General features: G+C 73.2%; 20 protein-coding genes. 11 read left to right on the forward strand and 9 right to left on the reverse strand.

Translation table 11 applies throughout. The features are described 5' to 3' along the window. Position 1 precedes the first annotated feature (1 nt). Positions 2–1,180 carry a winged helix DNA-binding domain-containing protein gene (locus tag ACFU9E_RS20780; protein WP_380686798.1) on the forward strand — a complete coding sequence of 393 codons (1,179 nt, stop codon included), beginning with the start codon at positions 2–4 and terminating at the stop codon, positions 1,178–1,180. A 43-nt stretch (positions 1,181–1,223) separates the two neighbouring features. Here ACFU9E_RS20780 and ACFU9E_RS20785 read toward each other — a convergent pair whose 3' ends face one another. Then, entirely contained in the window at positions 1,224–3,719 is a 2,496-nt protein-coding gene (locus ACFU9E_RS20785) for a transglycosylase domain-containing protein (RefSeq protein ID WP_380686800.1), read from the reverse strand. 261 nt (positions 3,720–3,980) lie between these two features. Here ACFU9E_RS20785 and ACFU9E_RS20790 point away from each other — a divergent pair, with 261 nt between their 5' ends. The 7 genes from ACFU9E_RS20790 (at position 3,981) to ACFU9E_RS20820 (ending at position 12,198) form a co-directional block, all read left to right on the forward strand. Further along, entirely contained in the window at positions 3,981–4,859 is an 879-nt protein-coding gene (locus ACFU9E_RS20790) for an ABC transporter permease (RefSeq protein WP_380686802.1), read from the forward strand. Beyond that, positions 4,852–5,724, forward strand: a complete 873-nt coding sequence (locus ACFU9E_RS20795; RefSeq protein WP_380686804.1) for an ABC transporter permease — start codon at positions 4,852–4,854, stop codon at positions 5,722–5,724. The genes ACFU9E_RS20790 and ACFU9E_RS20795 overlap by 8 nt, the downstream gene beginning before the upstream one ends. 31 nt (positions 5,725–5,755) lie before the next feature. Next, positions 5,756–6,715: an ATP-binding cassette domain-containing protein gene (locus ACFU9E_RS20800; protein ID WP_380686806.1), complete on the forward strand. Its 960-nt coding sequence runs from the start codon at positions 5,756–5,758 to the stop codon at positions 6,713–6,715. A gap of 180 nt (positions 6,716–6,895) precedes the next feature. After that, entirely contained in the window at positions 6,896–8,200 is a 1,305-nt protein-coding gene (locus ACFU9E_RS20805; protein ID WP_380684142.1) for a glycosyltransferase family 2 protein, read from the forward strand. Next, positions 8,197–9,543, forward strand: a complete 1,347-nt coding sequence (locus ACFU9E_RS20810) for a nucleotide sugar dehydrogenase (protein ID WP_380684143.1) — start codon at positions 8,197–8,199, stop codon at positions 9,541–9,543. The genes ACFU9E_RS20805 and ACFU9E_RS20810 overlap by 4 nt, the downstream gene beginning before the upstream one ends. A gap of 148 nt (positions 9,544–9,691) precedes the next feature. Further along, a complete protein-coding gene (locus ACFU9E_RS20815; protein ID WP_380684144.1) occupies positions 9,692–10,987 on the forward strand; it encodes a DUF445 domain-containing protein in 1,296 nt (431 codons plus the stop codon). Between the two features lie 191 nt (positions 10,988–11,178). Further along, a complete protein-coding gene (locus tag ACFU9E_RS20820) occupies positions 11,179–12,198 on the forward strand; it encodes an adenosine deaminase (RefSeq protein WP_380684155.1) in 1,020 nt (339 codons plus the stop codon). Between the two features lie 123 nt (positions 12,199–12,321). On the opposite strand, the gene ACFU9E_RS20825 is transcribed toward ACFU9E_RS20820, so the two are convergent. After that, the gene (locus ACFU9E_RS20825; RefSeq protein WP_380684145.1) at positions 12,322–12,462 is read right to left on the reverse strand and encodes a hypothetical protein; all 141 of its coding nucleotides are present in this window, start codon (positions 12,460–12,462) and stop codon (positions 12,322–12,324) included. Positions 12,463–12,518: 56 nt separating this feature from the next. After that, positions 12,519–13,268: a TetR/AcrR family transcriptional regulator gene (locus ACFU9E_RS20830; RefSeq protein WP_380684146.1), complete on the reverse strand. Its 750-nt coding sequence runs from the start codon at positions 13,266–13,268 to the stop codon at positions 12,519–12,521. A gap of 165 nt (positions 13,269–13,433) precedes the next feature. Here ACFU9E_RS20830 and ACFU9E_RS20835 point away from each other — a divergent pair, with 165 nt between their 5' ends. Continuing rightward, positions 13,434–14,951 carry an MFS transporter gene (locus tag ACFU9E_RS20835; protein ID WP_380684147.1) on the forward strand — a complete coding sequence of 506 codons (1,518 nt, stop codon included), beginning with the start codon at positions 13,434–13,436 and terminating at the stop codon, positions 14,949–14,951. A 77-nt stretch (positions 14,952–15,028) separates the two neighbouring features. Here ACFU9E_RS20835 and ACFU9E_RS20840 read toward each other — a convergent pair whose 3' ends face one another. From ACFU9E_RS20840 to ACFU9E_RS20860, 5 genes are all read right to left on the reverse strand, one after another. Then, positions 15,029–15,691, reverse strand: a complete 663-nt coding sequence (locus ACFU9E_RS20840) for a peptidase inhibitor family I36 protein (RefSeq protein WP_380684148.1) — start codon at positions 15,689–15,691, stop codon at positions 15,029–15,031. 115 nt (positions 15,692–15,806) lie between these two features. Continuing rightward, a complete protein-coding gene (locus ACFU9E_RS20845) occupies positions 15,807–16,832 on the reverse strand; it encodes a CU044_5270 family protein (RefSeq protein ID WP_380684149.1) in 1,026 nt (341 codons plus the stop codon). Next, positions 16,829–17,437 carry an RNA polymerase sigma factor gene (locus ACFU9E_RS20850; RefSeq protein WP_355370583.1) on the reverse strand — a complete coding sequence of 203 codons (609 nt, stop codon included), beginning with the start codon at positions 17,435–17,437 and terminating at the stop codon, positions 16,829–16,831. Before ACFU9E_RS20850 ends, ACFU9E_RS20845 begins: the two co-directional genes overlap by 4 nt. Positions 17,438–17,524: 87 nt before the next feature. Continuing rightward, positions 17,525–17,710 carry a DUF397 domain-containing protein gene (locus ACFU9E_RS20855; protein WP_380684150.1) on the reverse strand — a complete coding sequence of 62 codons (186 nt, stop codon included), beginning with the start codon at positions 17,708–17,710 and terminating at the stop codon, positions 17,525–17,527. Further along, positions 17,710–18,687: a helix-turn-helix domain-containing protein gene (locus ACFU9E_RS20860; protein WP_380684151.1), complete on the reverse strand. Its 978-nt coding sequence runs from the start codon at positions 18,685–18,687 to the stop codon at positions 17,710–17,712. The genes ACFU9E_RS20855 and ACFU9E_RS20860 overlap by 1 nt, the downstream gene beginning before the upstream one ends. Before the next feature lie 76 nt (positions 18,688–18,763). Here ACFU9E_RS20860 and ACFU9E_RS20865 point away from each other — a divergent pair, with 76 nt between their 5' ends. Together ACFU9E_RS20865 and ACFU9E_RS20870 are read left to right on the forward strand one after the other, a co-directional pair. After that, a complete protein-coding gene (locus ACFU9E_RS20865) occupies positions 18,764–19,126 on the forward strand; it encodes an ATP-binding protein (protein WP_380684152.1) in 363 nt (120 codons plus the stop codon). Positions 19,127–19,486: 360 nt separating this feature from the next. Further along, positions 19,487–19,915, forward strand: coding sequence for a hypothetical protein (locus ACFU9E_RS20870; protein WP_380715232.1), 429 nt, complete (start codon positions 19,487–19,489; stop codon positions 19,913–19,915). Between the two features lie 57 nt (positions 19,916–19,972). On the opposite strand, the gene ACFU9E_RS20875 is transcribed toward ACFU9E_RS20870, so the two are convergent. Next, positions 19,973–21,205, reverse strand: a complete 1,233-nt coding sequence (locus tag ACFU9E_RS20875) for a serine hydrolase domain-containing protein (protein WP_380715234.1) — start codon at positions 21,203–21,205, stop codon at positions 19,973–19,975. Positions 21,206–21,294: the final 89 nt, after the last annotated feature.

Here is a 21,294-nt window from a genome sequence, read left to right on the forward strand (position 1 = left end):
CATGGTGAGCAACGGGGCGGTCCAGGTCGACGACGGGCAGCGGCGGGCGCGGTTGGGGCGGCGGTTGCTGCTGGCGCCCGCCGGGCGGGCGGCGCGGGTGGAGGAGGTGGCCGACGCGGTCGTCGGGCTGCACGCCACCGATGCCGCGACGGTGTACCTGTCGGCGTGCGCGCGGCTGCGCGAGCCGTCGGCGGCCGAGGTCGAACGGGCCCTGTACGACGAGGTCTCGCTGGTGAAGCTGCTGTCGATGCGGCGGACGATCTTCGCGGTGACCGAGGAGTTCGCGCCGTACGTGAGCGCGGCGGCGGCGCGGCAGATCGCGGCCAAGGAGCGGGCGACGCTGCTGAAGCACCTCGCGGACTTCGCCGAGGGGTGGGACGAGGCGCGGCTGGACGAGACCCAGCGGGCGGTGCTGGCGGCGCTGGCGGTGCGCGGCGAGGCGACCACGGCCGAGCTGGGCGCGGACGTGCCGGCGCTGCGCGAGACGATGCTGATGTCGGCGGGCAAGCCGTACGAGGCGAAGCAGAGCGTGGGGAGCCGGCTGCTGCGGCTGCTGGCCTCGGACGGGCACGTCCGGCGGTGCCGGCCGCGCGGGTCGTGGCTGAGCAGCAGCTATCCGTGGGCGCCGGTGGCGCCGTGGCCGGAGGTGCCGGCGCGGGAGGCCAAGGCGGAGGTGGTGCGGCGCTGGCTGGCGCGGTACGGGCCGGGCGGCGTCGAGGACGTGAAGTGGTGGACCGGCTGGACGCTGGGGGACGTGCGCAAGGCGCTGGCCGACGTGGGCGCGGTGGAGGTGACGACGGCGGGTGGTGCGGCGGGCCTGGTGCTGCCGGGGGACGAGGGGCCGGTGGCGGAGCCGGAGCCGTGGGCGGCGTTGCTGCCGGCGCTGGATCCGGCGGTGATGGGCTGGCGGGGCCGTGACTGGTACCTGCGGCCCGAGGACGTGCCGGCGCTGTTCGACCGGGCGGGGAACGCGGGGCCGACGGTGTGGTGGTGCGGCCGGGTGGTCGGCGGCTGGGCGCAGCGGGCGGACGGCGAGGTGGTGTGGCGGCTGTTCGAGGACGCGGGGGCCGAGGCGCGGGCGGCGGTCGCGGTGGAGGCGGAGCGGTTGGCGGGGTGGCTGGGAGCGGTTCGGGTGACGCCGCGGTTCCGTACGCCGCTGGAGCGCGAGCTGGCGGCCTGAGTCGCCGGACCGGGCCCCAGGCGGTGGAGCCGGGCCCGGGCTGTCAGGCCGGGGTCGAGGTGGCCGGCTGGGGTGTGGCGGGGGGTTTGCCGGTGCCGGTCGGCGGGACCGGCGGAATCGGCGGGGCCGGGGTGCGGGTCGGGTCCGAGGTCTTGCCGGGGGCGGTGGACGGCGGTTCGGCGGTGGGCCGGTCGGCGGTCGGCCGGGTGCCGGGGGTGGGCTGCGGCGGTGCGGACTCCTGTGGCGCGGAGGCCGCGGCGGTGGGGGCCACGGGGGCGGACGGCTCGGGGGCGGCGCTGGTCCGGTCGGGTGCCGGTGCGGTGCCGGCCGTGGTGGGCCGCCTGGGTACGGCCGGGGCCGCGGGGGCCGCCGGTGCGGCCGGTGCCGCCGGGGCCTGGACGGTGCCGCCGTGGCCGCCGGTCGGGTCCGGGGCCGAGGAGGGGGCGGTCGGGGTGGCGGAGGCGCGGGCGGTGGTGGGGGTGCCGCTCGGGGCGCCGGTCGGGACACCGGTGCCGGGGCGGCCGTTGCCCTCGCTGGGTTCGAGTTCGAAGTCCTGGACGGGGGTGCCCTCCAGGGCGTCGCTCATGTAGGCGGTCCAGATCCGGGTGGGGAAGGCGCCGCCGTTGATCCGGGCGTAGCCGGCGGTGCCGGCCAGCGGTTCCTTGGCGTGGGTCCTCGGGTTCTCCCGGAAGAGGCCGACGGTGGTGGCGAGTTCGGGGGTGAAGCCGGCGAACCAGGCGGAGAGGTTGGCGTCGGTGGTGCCGGTCTTGCCGGCGGCGGGCCGGCCGAGGTCGAGGGCGGCGGAGCCGGTGCCGCGCGGGCTGATGACGTCGCGCAGCACATCGGTGACGGCGTCGGCGGTGCCCCGGTCGAGGGCGGCGGTGGTGTTGTGCGCGGGCAGCTCCGGCGGCTCGACGGGGCCGGTGCCGGGGGTGATCCGTTCCAGTCCGGCGACCGCCCAGGGCCGGTGGGCCTCGCCGTGGTTGGCGAGGGCGGCGTAGACGCCGGCCAGGTCGAGGGCGCTGGGGGTGGCGGTGCCGAGGGTCATCGAGGTGTTGGCCGGGTCCATGCCGGGGACGTCGGCGGGGATGCCGAGCCGGATGCCGGTCTCCCGGACGTGGCCGAGCCCGGCGTCCACGCCGACCTGCGCGTACACCGAGTTGACGGACTTGACCATGGCCTGGCGCAGGCTGATCGGGCCGTAGTCGATGTCGTCCTCGTTGGGCGGCGCGTACGGGGTGGGGCCGTCGGTGACGGGGCGTTCGCTGGTGCCGTCGTAGCGGGTCTCGGTGGTGATCGGGCGGCCGTCGCCGCTGCTGTGGTTGGAGGTGAGGCCGGCGGCGAGGTCGACGGGCTTGAAGGTGGAGCCGATCTGGTTGTCCTGGCGCAGGGCGTCGTTGTAGGGCTGCTCGGCGTAGTCGGGGCCGCCGTAGACGGCGACGACGCGGCCGGTGGCGGGTTCGACGGAGGCGCCGGCGACCCGGACGTCGCTGTCGGTGTCGGGCCGGGCGGTGGGGTCGAGTTCCTCGGTGAGCTCGTCGTGGACGGCGTGCGCGAAGGCGTCCTGCTTCGTCCGGTCGAAGGTGGTGGTGATGCGCCAGCCGCCGGCCTTGAGGGTGGCGCCGTCGAGGATGCCGCTGCCGACCAGGTAGTCGTCGGCGACGCCGACCAGGTACCCGGCCTGGCCGGCCAGGCCGCTGGCGGGCTGCGGGTCGATCGGGTCGGGGAAGGTGAGGGAGGAGCGTTCGGTGGCGCTGAGGAAGCCGAGCTGGACCATGCCGTCGAGGGTGTAGTGCCAGCGGGCGACGGCCTTCTCGCGGTTGGCGGGGGTGGCGGTCTTCACGTCGTACGCGCTGGGGGCCTGGAGCAGGGCGGCGAGGTAGGCGCTCTGCGGGAGGGTCAGTTCGGAGACGTCGACGCCGTAGTAGGCGCGCGCGGCGCTCTGGATGCCGTAGGCACCGCGGCCGAAGTAGCTGGTGTTGAGGTAGCCGGCCAGGATCTCGTCCTTGCCGCGCTGCTGGTCGACCTTGAGGGCGATGAGGAGTTCGCGGCCCTTGCGCTCGATGGTCCGGCTCTGGGTGAGGTAGTAGTTCTTGACGTACTGCTGGGTGATGGTGGAGCCGCCCTGCAGTCCCTGGCCGGTCAGGGTGTTCCAGCCGGCCCGGACCATGCCCTTCAGGTCGATGCCGCGGTTCTGGTAGAAGGTGCGGTCCTCGGCGGAGACGACGGCCTGCCGGGTGGGGACCGGGACCTTGTCGATGGTGACGTCGGTGCGGTTGACGGCGCCGGTGCGGGCGATCTCGGTGACGCCGTCGGCGTAGAGGTAGACGTTGCTCTGGGCGACCGCCTGGGCGTTGGGGTCGGGCAGCGGCACGATGACGTAGAGCACGGCGAAGGCGCCGACGGCGAGCAGCAGCGCGGCGAGGACGGCGCCGAGGACGATCCGCCAGGTGGGCAGCAGCCGCCGCCAGAACGGCAGGGCGCGGCGTGCCTCGCGGCGGGCGGCCCGTCTGGCCCGGCGGCCGGTGCTCAGGGTCATGCCGAGATTATGTGCTATTTGACCGAGGATCAGGGGCCGGGGCGACTCCGTCCGGGTGGTGGGAAAACCGGGTGCGCGAGGGATCCCGCCGCAGTACGGTGAAAGGTGCAAACCAGATAGCGCGGCCACTTCGGGCCGAGGCCCGGTTCGAGCTCCGCCCACCGTCCCGGCCCCCCGGGAAGGCGGTCGGAGCCGGTCCGGCATGCGCTGCCGCGCGGACAGGGGTCTCCCTGTACCGCCATTTGTCGATAAGGAGACAATATGCAGAGGCTTGGGCCACCGCAGGCCGAGCTCCGTCCCCCCGATCCCGACGGCGCTCCCGGCGGCGCGCGGGCCGCCTTACTCCTGTACGCCGCCGTCGTCCGCGGCGCCTTCCGCCGCTTCTCCACCTATCGGGCCGCCACCCTGGCCGGCGCCTTCACCAACACCGTCTTCGGCTTCATCCTCGCCTACACCTTCCTCGCCCTCTGGCACGCCCGCCCCGGCCTCGGCGGCTACGACGAGGCCGCCGCCGTCACCTACATCTGGGTCAGTCAGGCCCTGCTGGCCACCGTCGCCGTCATGGGCGGCGGCTTCCAGGACGACGTCCAGGAGCGCTTCCGCAGCGGCGACATCGCCATCGACCTCTACCGGCCGGTGGACTTCCAGGGCTGGTGGCTGGCCACCGACCTCGGCCGGGCCGGCTTCGAACTGCTCGCCCGGGGCGTGCCGCCGACGCTCGCCGGCGCCCTGGTCTTCCACACCCGGATGCCCGAACACCCGCTGACCTGGCCGGCGTTCCTGCTCGCCACGCTGCTCGCGGTGGTGGTCAGCTTCGGGCTGCGCTTCCTCGTCTCGCTCACCGGCTTCTGGCTGCACGACTCGGAGGGCGTGCAGTCGGTGCTGATGGTGGTGTCGCTGTTCTTCTCCGGGATGCTGCTGCCGCTCGCGCTCTTCCCCGGCTGGCTCGGCACCCTCGCCCCGCTGCTGCCCTGGGCGGCCCTGATCAAGGTGCCCACCGACGTCTTCCTGGAGCGTGCCACCGGCACCGAACTGCTCGGCGCGCTGGGCTTCCAGCTCGCCTGGGCCGTGGTGCTGCTCGCGGCCGGCCGGCTGCTCCAGCTGCTGGCGACCCGCAAGGTGGTGGTCCAGGGTGGCTGACCAGGCCGTCATGACCCGTGAGCCGCTGCCCGGCACCGCCCGTGAGCCGCTGACCGCCCGCACGGCCTGGGCGCTGCGCTCCTGGTGGCTCGTCGCCGGCATGTGGACCAGGGCGATCATGTCCTACCGGGCCTCGTTCGTGATGATGCTCGGCGCCAACCTCGTGGTCACCTTCCTCGACTTCGTGGTGATCATCCTGATGTTCCGGCACACCGACAGCCTCGGCGGCTGGAACCTGTCCGAACTCGGCTTCCTCTACGGCACCTCGGCCCTCGCCCTCGGCCTGGCCAACCTCTTCGTCGGCTCCATCGACGCCCTCGGCGAGCGGATCCGCACCGGCACGCTCGACGTCATGCTGGTCCGGCCCGCACCCGCGCTCGCCCAGCTCTGCGCCGAACGGTTCTCGCTGCGCCGGCTCGGCCGGCCCCTCCAGGCGGCGGCCGTGCTGGCCTGGGCACTGGCCGCGCTGGACACCCACTGGACGTGGGACCGGGTGCTGCTGGTCCCCGTGCTGGTGGTCTGCGGCACCCTGATCTTCAGCGCGGTCTTCATCGGTTTCGCCAGCCTCCAGTTCTGGTGGGGCGAGGCCAGGGAACTGCAGAACTCCTTCACCTACGGCGGCGCCACCCTGCTGCACTACCCGCCGACCGTCTTCGCCAAGGAGCTGGTCGCCGGCACCGTCTTCGGCGTGCCGCTGGCCTTCGTCAACTGGCTGCCCGCGTTGCGGATCCTGGACAAGCCCGACCCGCTGGGCCTGCCGACCGCCTTCCAGTTCGCCTCGCCCCTGGCCGCCGTCCTCTCCCTGGCCGCGGCCGGCCTCGTCTGGCGGATCGGACTGCGCGCCTACCGCGGCGCCGGCGGCTGACCCCTCCACCCCTCTGGACCTGGGAACCACCATGACACTGATCGAACTCGACGACGTCCGCCGCACCTTCACCGTCCGCGCCAAGGCCGGCCGGCTGAAGCGGGAGAAGCGCGAGGTGCGCGCCGTCGACGGACTGACCTTCACCGTCCGGGCCGGCGAGTGCGTCGGCTACATCGGCCCCAACGGCGCCGGCAAGTCCACCACCATCAAGATGCTGACCGGCATCCTCGTCCCCACCGCCGGCCGGCTGCGCGTCGCCGGCGTCGACCCGGCCCGTGAACGGGTCGCGCTGGCCCGCCGGATCGGCGTCGTCTTCGGCCAGCGCACCACCCTCTGGTGGGACCTCCCGCTGCGCGACTCCTACGAACTCGCCCGCCGGCTCTACCGGATCCCCGAGCACCGATATCGCGCCAACCTGCAACGCTGCGTCGAACTGCTCGACCTCGGCGCGCTGCTCGACACGCCCGTGCGCCAGCTCTCGCTCGGCCAGCGGATGCGCGGCGACCTCGCCGCCGCCCTGCTGCACGACCCCGCCGTGCTCTACCTGGACGAGCCGACCATCGGCCTGGACGTGGTCAGCAAGGGCAAGGTGCGCGACTTCCTGCGCGAGGTCAACCGCGAGCGCGGCACCACCGTGCTGCTCACCACGCACGACCTCACCGACATCGAGCAGCTCTGCGACCGGGTCATGGTGATCGACCACGGCCGGGTCGTCTACGACGGCGGTCTCGACGGCCTGCACGCGGTCGGCGACAGCGAGCGGACCCTGGTCGTCGACCTGGCCGAGGCCGGGCCGCCGATCGAGGTACCCGGCGCCCGGGTGGTCCGGGTCGAGGGCCCGCGCCAGTGGCTGGCCTTCCCGGCCCAGCAGAGCGCCGCCCCGCTGGTGGCGGCCGTCGCCGCCCGCTACCCGCTGGTCGACCTCTCGGTGCGCGAGCCCGCCATCGAGGACGTGATCGCCCGGATGTACGCGGAGGCCGCCATCGGCTGAGCCTTCGACCGGGGAACGGGCGTCCGGTGTCGCTCGCTCGTGCGGGTGGCGGACGTGACCCCGTGCCGCGCCGCCTAGTTGACCGTTTCATCGCCCGGCGCCGCGCCGCCCGTCCCGTTCCACGGGCGGCGCGGCGCCGGGCACCGTCCTGGCGACCCGCGCACCGGAGGGCAGCGCCCGATGACCGTACCCGACGTGACCGTGGTGATCGCGGTCTACAACACCCTGCCGTACCTGACCGCCTGCCTGGACTCCCTGGTCCGGCAGAGCATCGGGCCCGCGCGCATGGAGGTGGTCGCGGTCGACGACGGCTCCACGGACGGCGGCGGCGAGCTGCTCGACGCCTACGCGGGCCGGCACCCCGGGCTGTTCACGGTGGTCCACCAGGCCAACTCCGGCGGCCCGGCCGCCCCGACCAACCGCGGCCTGGCGCTGGCCCGCGGCCGGTACGTGTTCTTCCTCGGCGCCGACGACTGGCTCGGCGACGAGGCCCTGGAACGGATGGTGACCGCCGCCGACGCCTGGGAGTCGGACGTGCTGATCCCCAAGCAGGTCGGGGTGAACGGGCGGCTGGTCCCGCAGGGCATCTTCGACGCCACCCGCGCCTCGGTCGGCTTCGAGGACTCGGCCCTCGCCTGGGCGCTCGCCGACACCAAGCTGTTCCGGCTGGACCTCCTCCGGCGGCACAACCTGGCCCGCAAGGAGGAGCTCAAGGTCTACTCCGACCAGCCCTTCACCCTCGCCGCCTGCCTGCGCGCCCGCCGGATCTCCGTGCTCGCCGACGACGACCACTACTTCCTGGTGCTGCGCGAGGACCGCGGCAACGTCACCCAGCGGGCCGGGGCGCTGGACCGGATCCGGGGCGTCGCGGCGGTGCAGTGGGTGGCCGCCGAACTCGCCGCGCCCGGCGGGCAGCTGGACGCGATCAGGGCGCGGCACTTCGGCTGGGAGGTGCCGCAGCTGCTCGGGTCCGACCTCCTGGCGCTCGACGCGGGGCAGCGCGAGGAGGTCGTCGCCGGAGTCGGCGAACTCGTCCGGCGCTTCGCCGCCCACGAGGTGTACCACCGGCTCGCCGCGGCGGACCGGGTCCGGCTGGAGCTGGCCGCCCGCGGGGAGTACGGCGCGCTGTGCGAGCTGATCGGGTACGAGGCTGAGCACGGCGCGCCGCCGGTGGTGACCGAGGACGGGGCGGACGGGGTGCGGCGCCGGTACGCGGGCTACCCGGCCTTCCGGGGCGGCCTGCCGGAACTGGCGGACGCGCTGTTCCTGCTGGGGGAGGAGGCGCTCGCGGCGCCCGGGCCGTCCGCCGAGGCGGCCGAGCCCCCGGGCGAACCGGCCGCGCCGCCGCCCACCCTGGTGCAGCAGCTGTGGCGCGGCGCGGTGCCGGTCCGGGTGCGCCGGCGGCTGCGCCGCCACCCGGCCTGGCGCCGGCTGGCGAACGCGGTGGCCCGGTCCGGCTCCGCCGCGAACGGGGGCGGCCGGTGACCCCGCTCGTCATCCGGCCGCCCGCCGACCGGCCGCTCGACGTCTGCGTGGTGGGCCTCGGCAAGCTCGGCCTGCCGCTCGCCGTGCAGTTCGCCGCCAAGGGCCACCGGGTGACCGGCGCCGACCTCGCCCCGCCGGTCGTCGAGGCCGTCAACCAGGGCCGGCCGCCGTTCCCCCGGGAGGCCGGCCTGGACGAGGCGCTCAAGCGGGTGGTCGCCGGGGGACGGCTCTGCGCCACCACCGACACCGCGGCGGCCGTCGCCGGCGCCGAGGCCGTCGTCCTGGTCGTCCCGCTGGTCACCACCGCCGACGGCGCCCCCGACTTCGCCCTGCTCGACGCCGCCACCGACGCCGTCGCGGCCGGGCTGCGCCGGGGCACGCTGGTCAGCTACGAGACCACCCTGCCGGTCGGCGTCACCCGGGGTCGCTGGGCACCGCGGCTGGCGGCCGGCTCGGGCCTCGTCCCCGGCCGGGACTTCGCGCTGGTCTTCAGCCCGGAGCGGGTGCGCACCGGCCGGGTCTTCGCCGACCTGCGCCGCTACCCCAAGCTGGTCGGCGGGACCGACCCGGCCGCCACCCGGCGCGGCGCCGCGTTCTACCGGGCGGTGCTGGACTTCGACCCGCGTCCGGACCTGGACGCCCTCGGCCGGCCGAACGGCGTCTGGGAGCTGGAGTCCGCCGAGGCGGCCGAGTTCGCCAAGCTCGCCGAGACCACCTACCGGGACGTCAACATCGCGCTCGCCAACCAGTTCGCCCGGTACGCGGACCGGATCGGGGTGGACTTCGCGGCGGTCGCGGACGCCTGCAACTCGCAGCCGTTCAGCCATCTGCACCGGCCGGGCATCGCGGTCGGCGGCCACTGCATCCCGGTCTACCCGCGGCTCTACCTGTGGAACGACCCCTCGGCGACGGTGGTCGGCGCGGCGCGGGCGGCCAACCTGGAGATGCCGGCGTACGCGGTCGGGGTGCTGGACGGCGCGCTGGACGGCGGGCTCGCCGGGCAGGGCGTGCTGGTGCTCGGGGCCGCCTACCGGGGCGGGGTCAAGGAGACCGCGTACTCGGGGGTGTTCCCGCTGGTGGAGGCAGTGCGCGCGGCCGGGGCCCGGCCGTACGTGGCCGATCCGCTGTACCCGGCGGCGGAGCTGACGGCGCTGGGCCTGCCCCCGTACGCCGGAGAGCCGGTGGTGGCGGCGGTGCTCCAGGCGGACCACCCGGAGTACCGGGAGCTGGCCCCGGCCGATCTGCCGGGCGTCCGGGTGCTGCTGGACGGCCGACGGTGCACCGATCCGGCCCGCTGGACGGGCGTGGCCGGGGTGCGCCGGATCGTGCTCGGGGGCGCGTGACGCCGCGTCCGCGCTGACCTCCGCGCTGACCTCCGCGCTGACCTCCTCGGGTCCGGGAGGGCCGCACGCCGGCGGGCGCGGCACCGGCGGGGCACGCGTTACCCGGGCGCGCCGTCCGTTCGCGCCGGGCAGCGGGCAGACTGGCGGGGTGAGCGACGAAGCCTTCAGCGGGACCGGCCCCGGAATGCGGTTCACCGCGGCCGACGAGGAGAAGAGACGCGGCGTCCGCCGGATGAAGACCATCGCGACCGGCCTGCTGGCCCTCGCGACCCTGGTCTTCGCCCTGGCCACCTGGGCGAAGGCGGCCGGCGCCGGCGCCTGGGCGGGCTATCTGGCCGCCGCCGCCGAGGCCGGCATGGTCGGCGCGCTGGCCGACTGGTTCGCGGTGACGGCGCTGTTCCGCCGCCCCTTCGGCCTGCCCATCCCGCACACCGCGATCATCCCGACCAAGAAGGACGCCTTCGGCCGCTCGCTCGGCGACTTCGTCGGCGAGAACTTCCTCTCCGGACACGTGGTGCGCGGCCGGCTCGCCGCGCTCGGCATCGCCCGGCGGCTCGGCGAGTGGCTGGCCGCGCCCGGCAGCGCCGAGCGGGTCACCAAGGAGGCCTCGGCGGCGCTGCGCGGGGTGCTCGCGGTGCTGCGCGACGACGACGTGCAGGCGGTCGTCGCCGAGGCGGTCACCCGCCGTGCCGCCGCCACCTCGGTCGCCGAGCCGGCCGGCCGGATGCTCGGCAAGGTGGTCGCGGACGGCGGCCACCACGGGGTGGTCGACCTGATCGCGGTCCGGGCGCACGACTGGCTCACCGACAACCACGCCGAGGTGGTCGAGCGGGTCACCCAGAAGACCCCGGGCTGGACCCCGAAGTTCATCGACCACCAGGTCGGCGAGCGGGTCTACAAGGAGCTGATGCGCTTCGTCACCGACATCCGGGACGACCAGGAGCACCCGGCGCGCGGCGCGATCGACAAGTTCCTCGCCGACTTCGCCACCGAGCTGCAGACCGACCCGGAGACCATCGCCCGGGTCGAGCGGGCCAAGGGCGAACTGCTCGCCCGGCCCGAGGTGCAGGACCTCATCGCCTCCACCTGGGCCGCCGTCCGCTCGCTGGTGCTGAACGCCGCGGAGGACGAGGAGAGCGAGCTGCGCCGGCGCATCCGCGAGGGCGTGCGCAGCTTCGGCACGCGCCTGGCCACCGATCCGAAGCTCCAGGCCAAGGTGGACGGCTGGCTCCAGGACGCCGCCCAGTACCTGGTCGACACCTACCGGACCGAGATCACCTCGCTGATCTCCGAGACGGTGGCGGGCTGGGACGCCGAGGACGCCTCGCGCAAGATCGAGGCCAACGTCGGGCGGGACCTCCAGTTCATCCGGATCAACGGCACGGTCGTCGGTGCGCTGGCCGGGCTGCTGATCCACACCGTGGCGGTCGCGCTCGGCGGCTGAGCCCGGGCTGCTTATCCTTTCCTGCACCACCAGAAACGCGCGTAGATCCTCACCTCAGACCTCAGACCTCAGACCTCAGACCTCAGCCTCAGAGAAGAAGGGCACCCACCGTGGTCCAGCCGGACGGAAGTCGGATCGGAACCCCCAGTGCCAGCGCTCCCGCGGCCCTCGCGGCCCCCGCGGACCGCTCCATCGAGGCGTTCATCGCCGCGATGCCCAAGGCGGAACTGCACGTCCACCACGTCGGGTCGGCCTCGCCGCGCGTGGTCGCCGAGCTGGCCGCCCGCCACCGGGGCGGGGCCAAGGTGCCCACCGACCCGCAGGCCCTCGCCGAGTACTTCACCTTCACCGACTTCGCGCACTTCATCGAGGTCTACCTGAGCGTGGTGGACCTGATCCGCGACGCCGAGGACGTCCGAGCCCTGACCTACGGTGTCGCCGAGGACATGGCCCGGCAGAACATCCGCTACGCGGAGCTGACCGTCACTCCCTACTCCTCGGTCAGCCGGGGCATCCCCGACGTCGCCTTCATGGAGGCCATCGAGGACGCCCGGGTGCGCGCCGAGAAGGACCTCGGGGTGGTGCTCCGCTGGTGCTTCGACATCCCCGGCGAGGCCGGCCTGGCCGCCGCCGAGGAGACCGCCCGGCTCGCCGTCGACCTCGCTCCCGAGGGCCTGGTCAGCTTCGGCCTCGGCGGTCCGGAGATCGGCGTCCCGCGCCCGCAGTTCAAGCCGTACTTCGACCGGGCGCGGGCGGCCGGCCTGCGCAGCGTCCCGCACGCGGGCGAGACCACCGGGCCGGAGACGGTCTGGGACGCGCTGCGGGTGCTCGGCGCCGAGCGCATCGGCCACGGCACCCAGGCGGTCGCCGACCCGGCGCTGCTCGACCACCTGGGCGAGCACCGGATCCCGCTGGAGGTCTGCCCGACCTCCAACATCGCCACCCGCGCGGTGGAGCGGATCGAGGACCACCCGATCAAGCGGATGGTCGACGCCGGGCTGCTGGTGACCGTCAACAGCGACGACCCGCCGATGTTCGGCACCGACCTCAACACCGAGTACGCGGTGGCGGCCCGGCTGCTCGGCCTGGACGAGGCCGGGGTGGCCGCGCTGGCGAAGAACGCGGTGGAGGCGTCCTTCCTCGATGTGTCGGGCAAGGCCCGGCTGGCGGGCGAGATCGACGCCCACCTGACGCGGTGGCGTCAGGGCTGACCTGAGGTTTTCCGCTCCTTCGGGCCCCGTCGGCGAGCGCCGGCGGGGCCCTCGGCATGCCGCTGGTGCCACGTTCTGGCCGAGTGGCATCACTTGATGGTGCCAAAAAGGCTCGACATGGCATCACTGATGTGCCATGCTCTGGCCATGGATCGCACGCCGCACATCGACAACCTCCACCACGCGCTCGTGGGCGGACCCGGAGTTCGCGGCCCCGGTGTCGTCGGTGCCACCGGTGCCGCTGGTGCCGTGGATGGCGCTCATGGTGCCACCTATGGTGCCACCGTCGGCATCGGCCGGGGCTGCGCGGGCCGGGTCCGCTAGGAGTCGCCCTGCCGGCCGGGCAGGCGGAGCGCCAGTCCGTCGAGGATGACGTCCAGGCCGTAGTCGAACTTCGCGTTCCGCAGGGTGGCCGGGTCCGCGGCGGCCGCGGCGTCGGCCGCGGCGTCGGCGAAAGCCTCGGCGAGGAACTCGTGCCCGGCCACCGCCTCCTGGGCGGAGGGCATCAGTCCGGCGATGAACTCGGCCTCGGTTCGGCCGCTGCGCATCACCGTGGTCAGGAAGGCGGCCTCCGAGGTGCTCATCCCGAGGACGTAGGAGAGCACGGTCTCGATGGCCCGGGACGGCTCCGGGAAGCCGACTGCGGAGAACAGCGCGGCCATCCGCTCGGAGATGGCGACCAGGTTGGGGCCCAGGTAGACGAGTCCGGCCTGGCCGATGACGGACCCCAGCCAGCGGTGGCGCAGCGTGGTGGCCCGGAAGGCCTGGCAGGTCGCGGTGATGTCGGCCCGCCAGTCGGAGGCGCCGGGGTCCGGGACGGGGATCTCGCCGAAGACCTCGTCCAGCGCGAGTTCGATCAGCTCGTCCTTGGTGGCGACGTGCCGGTAGAGGGAGGTCGCGCCGGCGTTGAGGCGGGCGCCGAGCTTGCGCATCGAGAGCGCCTCGACCCCGTCGGCGTCGAGCACGGCGATCGCCTCGCGGACGATCGCGTCCCGGTTGAGCGCGGGCTGTTCGGGCTCGCGCTGCGGGCGGGCCCACACGGACGGGATCGGATTCGACTTGGCGGCCATCGGCCGGTCCTCCTTCGGGGGCATCGGTGCGGGGCGAAATTCCTGCGTACACCGTTCGCAGGCAGCGTACAGGAAACAGGATTGCGCACACTGTTCCTCCATGCGTACAGTGTGCGCATCGACGGAACATCGTTCGCAGTGTCGTACTTCGGAGGGGAAGAAAACATGGAAGGCCGTAACCCGCGGCGCTGGTGGATCCTGATCGTGCTGTGCCTCAGCACGCTCGTCCTGGTGGTCGACAGCATGGCGCTGACCGTGGCGGTGCCGTCGATGACCGAGGACCTGAAGGCCACCGCGCAGGACACGCAGTGGATCCTCGACTCCTACATCCTGGTCTTCGCGGGCCTGCTGCTGACCTCCGGAAGCCTCGGCGACCGGTTCGGCCGGCGGAAGGTCATGATCATCGGCCTGCTGCTCTTCGGGGCGGCCTCGCTGGCGGCGACGCTCTGCACCAACCCCGGGGAGGTCATCGCGAGCCGGGTGGCGATGGGCGTCGGCGGGGCGCTGATCATGCCCTCGACCCTGTCGATCCTCATCACCGTCTTCGAGGAGGACGAGCGCGGCAAGGCGATGGCGGCCTGGGGGTCGGTCTCGATGCTCGGCCTGGTCGGCAGCCCGGTGCTCGGCGGGGTGCTGATCGACCACTTCTCCTGGCACTCGATCTTCTTCATCAACGTGCCGGTGGTGGTGCTGGCGATCACCGCCGCCCTGGTCCTGATGCCCGAGTCCCGGGGCCCGTGGCAGAAGCCCGACCCGCTGGGCGCGGTCCTCTCGGCGGTCGGCATGACCGCGCTGATCTGGTGGATCATCGAGATCCCGAAGCACGGCGCGTTCGGTGGCAACTCGCTGGTCTCCCTGGTGGTGGCGGTCGTGGCGCTCGGCGGCTTCGTGGTCTGGCAGAACGTGGTGGCGGAGCCGATGGTCCCGCTGGCGCTCTTCCGCAAGCGCAACTTCAGCGGCGGCTCGCTCTCGCTGACCCTGGTCCAGATCGGCAACGGCGGCCTGCTGCTGGTGCTCACCCAGTACCTGCAGTTCGTGCTGGACTACTCGCCGGTCAAGGCGGGCCTGGCCTTCGTGCCGATGGCGGTCGCCGCGCTGGTCGGCAACGGCGCGGGCGCCGGTCTGACCGCGAAGGTCGGCTTCCGGCCGCTGGTCCTGGTCGGCATGGCGATGATGGCCGGCTCGTTCGTCCTGCTCAGCACGGTCGACGCGGACACCGGCTTCACCGTCCCGGCGGTGGCGCTGGCCCTGCTCGGCCTGGGCGCCGGCCTCGCGATGCCGGCCGCGGTCGGTGCGCTGATGGGGGAGATCCCGCCGGAGAAGGCGGGCGTCGGTTCGGCCCTGAACGACACCATCCAGCAGGCGGGCACCGCGCTCGGCATCGCGATCCTGGGCTCGCTGCTGGCGAGCGGCTACGCGGACAAGATGCCGGCGGGCAGCTCCGAGCAGGCCTCGCAGTCGATCGTCGGCGCGCTGGCCGAGGCCGGGGCCAAGGGCGACGCGGGCCTGGCCCACGCGGCCCGGGAGGCGTTCACCTCGGCGATGTCCACCACCCTGACGGTGAGCGCGGCGGGCGTCCTGGCGGCGGCGCTGCTGGCGGCGGTGGTGCTGCGGAACAAGAAGGCGGGCGGCGCGCAGGCCCCGGAGGCGCCGAAGGAGGACGTCGCCGAACTGGCGGTGTGACGCGGGGAGGGCGAACGCGACGAAGGCCGGTACCCCGGGGAGGGGGGCCGGCCTTCGGGCGTCGCCGGGGGAGGGGACTACAGGACGACGTAGTCCGCCTTGTCGTTCCAGTAGCCGCCGTACGGGTAGGGAGCGGGCCCGAGGTCGTAGCAGGAGCCGTTGCCCACGTAGAACGAGGGGTCCGGCTGCAGGGTGCGCTCGTCGTAGATCGTCATGCCGCCGGAGCGGAACGCGCAGGCGGCGCTGGCCTGGTCGCGGAACGACCAGTCGGAGAGGTACTTGGTGCCCGGCTGCGACCAGCGCAGCAGGACGCCGGTGTAGGTGGAGTGCTCCCAGAGGCAGGCGTAGCCGGAGCCGCACTCCGACGGCGAGGCCGGCGACAGCACGACGCCGGCGGCCGGGGCCGGTGCGGCCTTGGCGGCCTGGGCGAGCACCGGGTCGATGGTGGCGATGGCCTGGTCGGCCTCGGCGACGCTGTCGTGGCAGTAGACGGCACCGCTCGTCACCTCGGTGCAGACACGCGCACCGTCCCACCCCTTGGCCAGGTCGATCCTCCGGCCCTTGTAGGTGGCGATCACCGGCTTGGACGGCGTTGCCTTCGCCGGACCGGCGGACTGCTGGGCGTCGGCGGACGCGACCGCCGGTGCGGACGGTACGGGTGCCGCCGTGGCCGCCGGTGCCGCCAGCGCGAGCGCGCCGGCGGCCGCGGTGACGACGGCGAGCATGCGGGAGGAACGCACGGTCAACTTCTCCCCTGATGAGTCGTGGCAGGACTGTGCTGCCACGACCCAACGCCCGATCGGCCGTTCGCACAATAGTTCCGACGAGGACCGGACAATGGCTGGCCGAATTGGCTCAATGGCTTGATTCCGCAGCCGCCGCGGGAGCTGCCTCGCCGAGGGCGCCGACGATGCACTGGGCGAGCACGGCGGTGGAGTCCACCTCGTCACCGGCGCTGCCCCACACTCCGTCCCGGATCAGGACGGTGCGGGTGCCGAGCAGCCCCAGGGTCGCGGGGTCGAAGATCCACTCGAAGCGCCGGCCGTCGTTCACCCGGGCCACGGCCACCCCGTGCCGGCCGGTGGCGTCGACCGAGTCGTCGACGGTCACCACTCCGGGGATGCGGGCGGCGGCGCGGTAGAGCGCGGAGCTCACCTGGGGCGGGGCGACCACGTCGCGCAGGAGGTCACCGATGGTGATGAAGGCCTCGTGGTCCGCCCCGGTGCTCGACGCCGAGCCGGAGCCGTGGTTCAGCCGGGCGTTGGCGTAGATCTGCTTCAGCAGGGCGTCGGGGTCGGTCGGCATGGTGGACAGCAGGCGGTAGGTGCGGGAGCCCATCGAGCCGGTGGTGTAGGGGAGCTGGGTCTCGGCGCCGTTGCGGCGTTCGAGACCGGTCCGAGTGCCGTCCACCGAGGTCCAGCGCTCGGTGTGGGTGGTGAGGTCGGCGCGCGCCATGCTGCCGTCGGGGGCCTCGGTGAGGCTGCGGCTGTGGGAGACCGTCCGGAGGTACGTGAACTGGTTGTCCTGGGCCGGGGGCTGCGGCTGGGCGTAGGCGACCCTGGCGATCCGGTCGAGGAGTTCGACGGACGCGGCGGTGGCGGGCGGCGAGGGGGCCCGCGAGGTGGTGGTGTCGGGGGCGAGGGCGGCGGCGGTGATGGCGGCGGCGGTGGCGACGGCGGTCACGACGACCAGGCTGCGCCAGCGGGCGGTGAGGGCGGAGAAGGGGCGGGGGCGGCCGAACTCGGCGAGCAGGACGTCGCGGCGGGCGGCCAGGTGCGAGGGGGAGGGTTCCGGGTGGGGCGGCGGGGGGAGCAGCCGGGCGAGTTCACGGCGCTCGCTGTGTTCGTTCCACTCGGAGTGGTTGGTGCGCGTATTGCTCATGGCCGCCTTTCCTGGTGGTGGCCCACGGACTGATGGCTGATGGCGAGGCCGGCCCTCCGGCGTGGCGCGGGGGGATCCTCGGCGTCGACGATCCGGCGGAGCTTGTCCCGGACCCGTGAGAGCCGGGAGCGGACGGTTCCGACGGGTATGCCGAGTGCCCGGGCGGTCTCGGCGTAACCGAGGCCGGCCCAGACGACGAGGGTGAAGACCTCGCGGTCCGGGCCGCCGAGCTGGTCGAGTGCCCGGACGGCGGCGGCGGCCGTGTTGGCGTCGGTGATCCGGCTGACGACCTCGTCGGCGAAGTCGGGGATCGGGTCGCGGCGTGGGAGCCGGGACATGGCGTCGCGGTGCCGGCGGGCGGTGCGGGCGGTGTTGCGGAGCACGTTGGTGGCGATGGCCAGCAGCCAGGCGCGGGGGTGGAGGACTTCGTCGCGGAGCTTCCGGCGGAGCCGCCAGGCTTCGAGGAAGGTGAGGGAGACGATGTCGTCCGCGAGGTCGCGGTCCCCGGTGGATCTGTACGCGTGCGCGAAGACCGTGCGAGCGTGCTGATCGTAGAGCTCGGCGAACAGCTGGCGCTCGCCGGCCTGCGTCTGCTTACTGGACAAGGAGAACTCCACGCAGATCTGGTGTCCGCAGGACGGGGGCGGTTCCAGGGAAGTTTGAGGAAATTGGGAGGGGGAGGGAGGAGAGGGTCAGACGTCGAACTCCCCGTTGCGGACCCCGGAGAGGAGGTCCCGCCACTCCGAGAGGGTCAGCCGGGCTATGGCGGACGGCTGAAGACTGCTCCGTAGGTAGACGGCGTCGTCGGCTATGGCCACCTCCGGGCAGTTGTTGGCGTTAGCGCACGACGACGGCCGTGTCCAGGAGAGTTCTTCCATCAGAGCTCCTTCTTGATCTTTGAAATCAGGTCGCGAGAGCCGTCCACGGAGAGCGATCGATCGGTCATCACCTTCATGAGTCCGCGATACCTCTCCAGATGTTCCGTTGTGTGCAGGAACGTCGGACCCTCGACAGTGTCGTACTGGACGGTGTCGAGTCGCGGGACCGGGCCGTTCATGTAGATCAGGGCTTGTCCGGAACCCTTGAATCCCCCGGCGTCGAAGCTGATGACGCGAAGCGTGATGTGCGAACGCTCCGACAGTTCCAGCATCCAGTTCAACTGTTCACGCAGCACTTCGCGTCCGCCGAACTGCATGCGGAGCGCAGCCTCGTGCACGATCGCGGTGTAGGGCGGCGCGCCTTCCGCCATGAGGACCTCGGCCCGTCGCATGCGATGCTCGACACGCGTTTCGACTATCCGCGGAGTCAGTGGCGGCTGGGCATCCCGGAAGATGGCCCTGCTGTACCGCTCGGACTGCATGGGGCCGGGCGGGTGGCAGATCTGATAGGACTGCGTAGCCCTTGCGTAGTACTCCTGCTCGGCAAGGTCGAGGAATCCGAGCGGCACGACTCCCCGGTATTCCTCCCACCACCCCTTGGAGCGATCACCCGCCATCGTCGCAAGCGCCGAGACGAACCCGTCGTCGGTCTCGCCGTACTTGCGGGCAAGTGCGGTGACTCTCTCGGGTGTCACCGCATAGAGGGCCTGCTCGATCAGTGTGATCTTCGTGCGGTCCACGCCGAGGACCGTGGAGGCCTCGGCAGTGGTCGTGCCGGCGGCATCTCGCATCTTTCGCAGCTCGATGCCGACCCGCTGCCTTCGTGCACTTGGGGTTGGTGGCATGCGCCCAAGCATCCACCGCGAGCGTTGTGCGAGTCCAGCCGCGATTGACGGTACAAGTCTCGACATTGGCGGTACAAGTACCGCTCCATGCTCTACAGTCTGTGATGCACCGCTCACCGGACGGCTTGTCATCAACCTCCCCGACCCGGGCAGTTGGCACCCTCATGCCTCCGTCCGGTGCGCCCCACCTACACCGCTGGGAGTCCCCATGTGTAACCGCAACACCCCCTCCCTCACCGTCTCCCGCGAGGCGCTCCGTTCCGTCATGAACCTCGCCGGCTTCCGGCCCGACCTCATCGCCGACGCCGAACTCGCGCTCGTCGAACTGATCGTCAACGCCTGGCGTCACGGCCGCACGGACTCGCCCGTCGTCCTCGTCCTCATCCTCGACCGCACGCTCCGGGTCTCGGTCGCCGACAACTCCTCCGACCTCCCCGACCCCCGCACCCCCGCCGGGCTCGCCGAATCCGGCCGGGGCCTCCAGCTCGTCCAGGGCCTCACCCACCGCTGGGGCACCGAGCCCCAGAAGCTCGGCAAGCTGGTCTGGTTCGAGCTCGACCACGCGGCCTGACCATGCTCGGTCTCCTGGCCCTCATCATCACCGCGGCGATCGTCGGCGCGGTCTGCCGGCTTCGATCCGACTCCCTCCACGACCCCCACCGCCGCGACCGCGACCACCGCATACCCGAGTAGCCCTCGCCCGGGGCGGCGCGCCCGACCTGACCGGCTGCCCGGTCGGCCAGGTCGGACGCATCCGCCACCGCCGTTGCCCCGCCATCGCCGCCGCAGGGGGTGGGCAGGATGACGACGACCGTGGCCCGATCATCGTCCCGGTGCCGAACTCCCCTCGTCCACCTGCCGATCGGCTGGTCGAACCTCCTCCCCGGAGCGCACTCCGGGGCCGGAGATCCACGCTGCTACCCTCCCCGGCGTGTCGAAATCAAGGCAGTATGCCGTCCCCGCCGTCGTGTTGGCGTTCCTCCTGGCGCTCGGCGCCTTCCTCGTGCTCCCCTCCCTCCTCTCCACCGACCCGCCGCCGAGCCCGGCGGGCCGATGGGTGGCGGAGGGGCCGACCGATGCCCAACTGGAGCTGCTGGAGGGCGGACGGCTCGGCCGGTCTTCCGCGATACCGGCGTCCGCTTGCGAGGATCCCGGATCCCCTTCCACGGCGAGCGCGGTGAAGGTGACGGAGGGAGCCTGGCGCTACCGCCAGGACCCGGAATCCGAGCACCTGGTGACGGTCAGCATCCAGTGGCCCCTGCGATGCACCCTCACGTTCGTGAACCACCTCACCGACAGCGGGAAGCACGTCCTCCGGTCCACGGGCGCCAGTAACTCCTTCGATCTCGTGCGCCCCTGACGCACCGTCCGCCGCTCGCGGGGCGGACGGTCCAGCGGTCGGCGGCCCGGTCGCCGGTCAGCGCGTGGCGCCCAGTGCGCCCGCGCCCCGCAGGGCCGAGAGCCCCGCCGTCGCGTCCGCGACCGCGCCGGCCGGAGCCTGAGCGCCGCACAGCGTCTTGATCGCCACGTTGACGACCGCCTCGTCGAGGCCCGACTGGTCCGTGCCCTCGTACGGGTTGTACGACAGCGCGACCTGCCGCTTCCCGTCCGCCGTGCCGAACAGCAGCGTGCCCCAGCCCGGCAGGCCGCCGTCGTGGCCCCACAGCGGGCCGCAGCCGAAGTCGGCCTTGGCGACGCCGAGTCCGTAGAACGAGTGCCCCGAGCCGGTCGGCACCGTCCGCGTCAGCTCGGCCTGCTCGGCCGGCCGCAGCAGCTTGCCGCCGAACAGGGCGGCGTGGAAGCGGTTGAGGTCGGCGGGCGTGGAGATCCCGTTGCCCGCCGCGTCGGCGACGGTCGGGTTCAGCCGGGTGATGTCCGCCGGGCCCTCCGCCAGCTTGGCGTACGCGTGGGCGTGCGGGCCGCGCACGCCGGTCTCGGACCGGGGGAAGGTCGTGTCGTCGAGGTGCAGCGGCCGGACGATCCGCCGCTCGACCTCGCTCTGCCAGCTGTGCCCGGTCAGCTTCCGGATCAGCAGCCCGGCCAGCACGTAGTTGGTGTTCGAGTACTTCCAGCCCTGCCCCGGCGCGAAGTACGGCGCGTGCGAGAAGCCGATCGCGACCAGTTGCTCCGGCCGGTAGTCCTGCCACCGGCTCGGCCCGTGGACCCAGTCGCGCAGGCTTGCCTCGTCCCGGTAGAAGAACTGCGGGTCCTCCAGGTAGTCGAACAATCCGCTGGTGTGATTGAGCAGTTGGCGCACGCTGATCGCACTGCCGTTCGGGACGAGGCCCGGGAGGTGGCGCTCCACCGGGTCGTCCAGCCGCAGCCTGCCCTCGGCGACCAGCTGGAGCACGACCGTCGATACGAACGACTTGGTGACGCTGCCGATCCGGAACCGGCCGTCCGGCCTGACCGGCTGCCCGGTGGCCAGGTCGGACGTGCCGGCGGCGCCCTGCCAGATCCGGCGGCCGTCCTGTCGGACCTCGGCGAACGCGGCCGTCGAGGAGCCGTCCGCGATGAACGCCCGCAGCTCCGCCCGGGCATCGACGCCTCCCCTGTGGGCGTCGACCCCGGCGGGTGAGTCCGCCGCCGCGGCCGTCGCCGCCGGGGCGAGCGCGACGACGCTCGCCCCGGCCAGTGCGACGGCCGCCATCCGCTTCCCCAACCGGCCACGTCTGCGCGGTGCTTGAGCCTGAATGAACGCCATGCCGATCCACCCTCCCCGGCCCGGACCTCGGGCCC

Origin of the sequence: Kitasatospora sp. NPDC057595, from assembly GCF_042800875.1 — a bacterium.
Taxonomy (GTDB): Bacteria; Actinomycetota; Actinomycetes; order Streptomycetales; family Streptomycetaceae; genus Kitasatospora.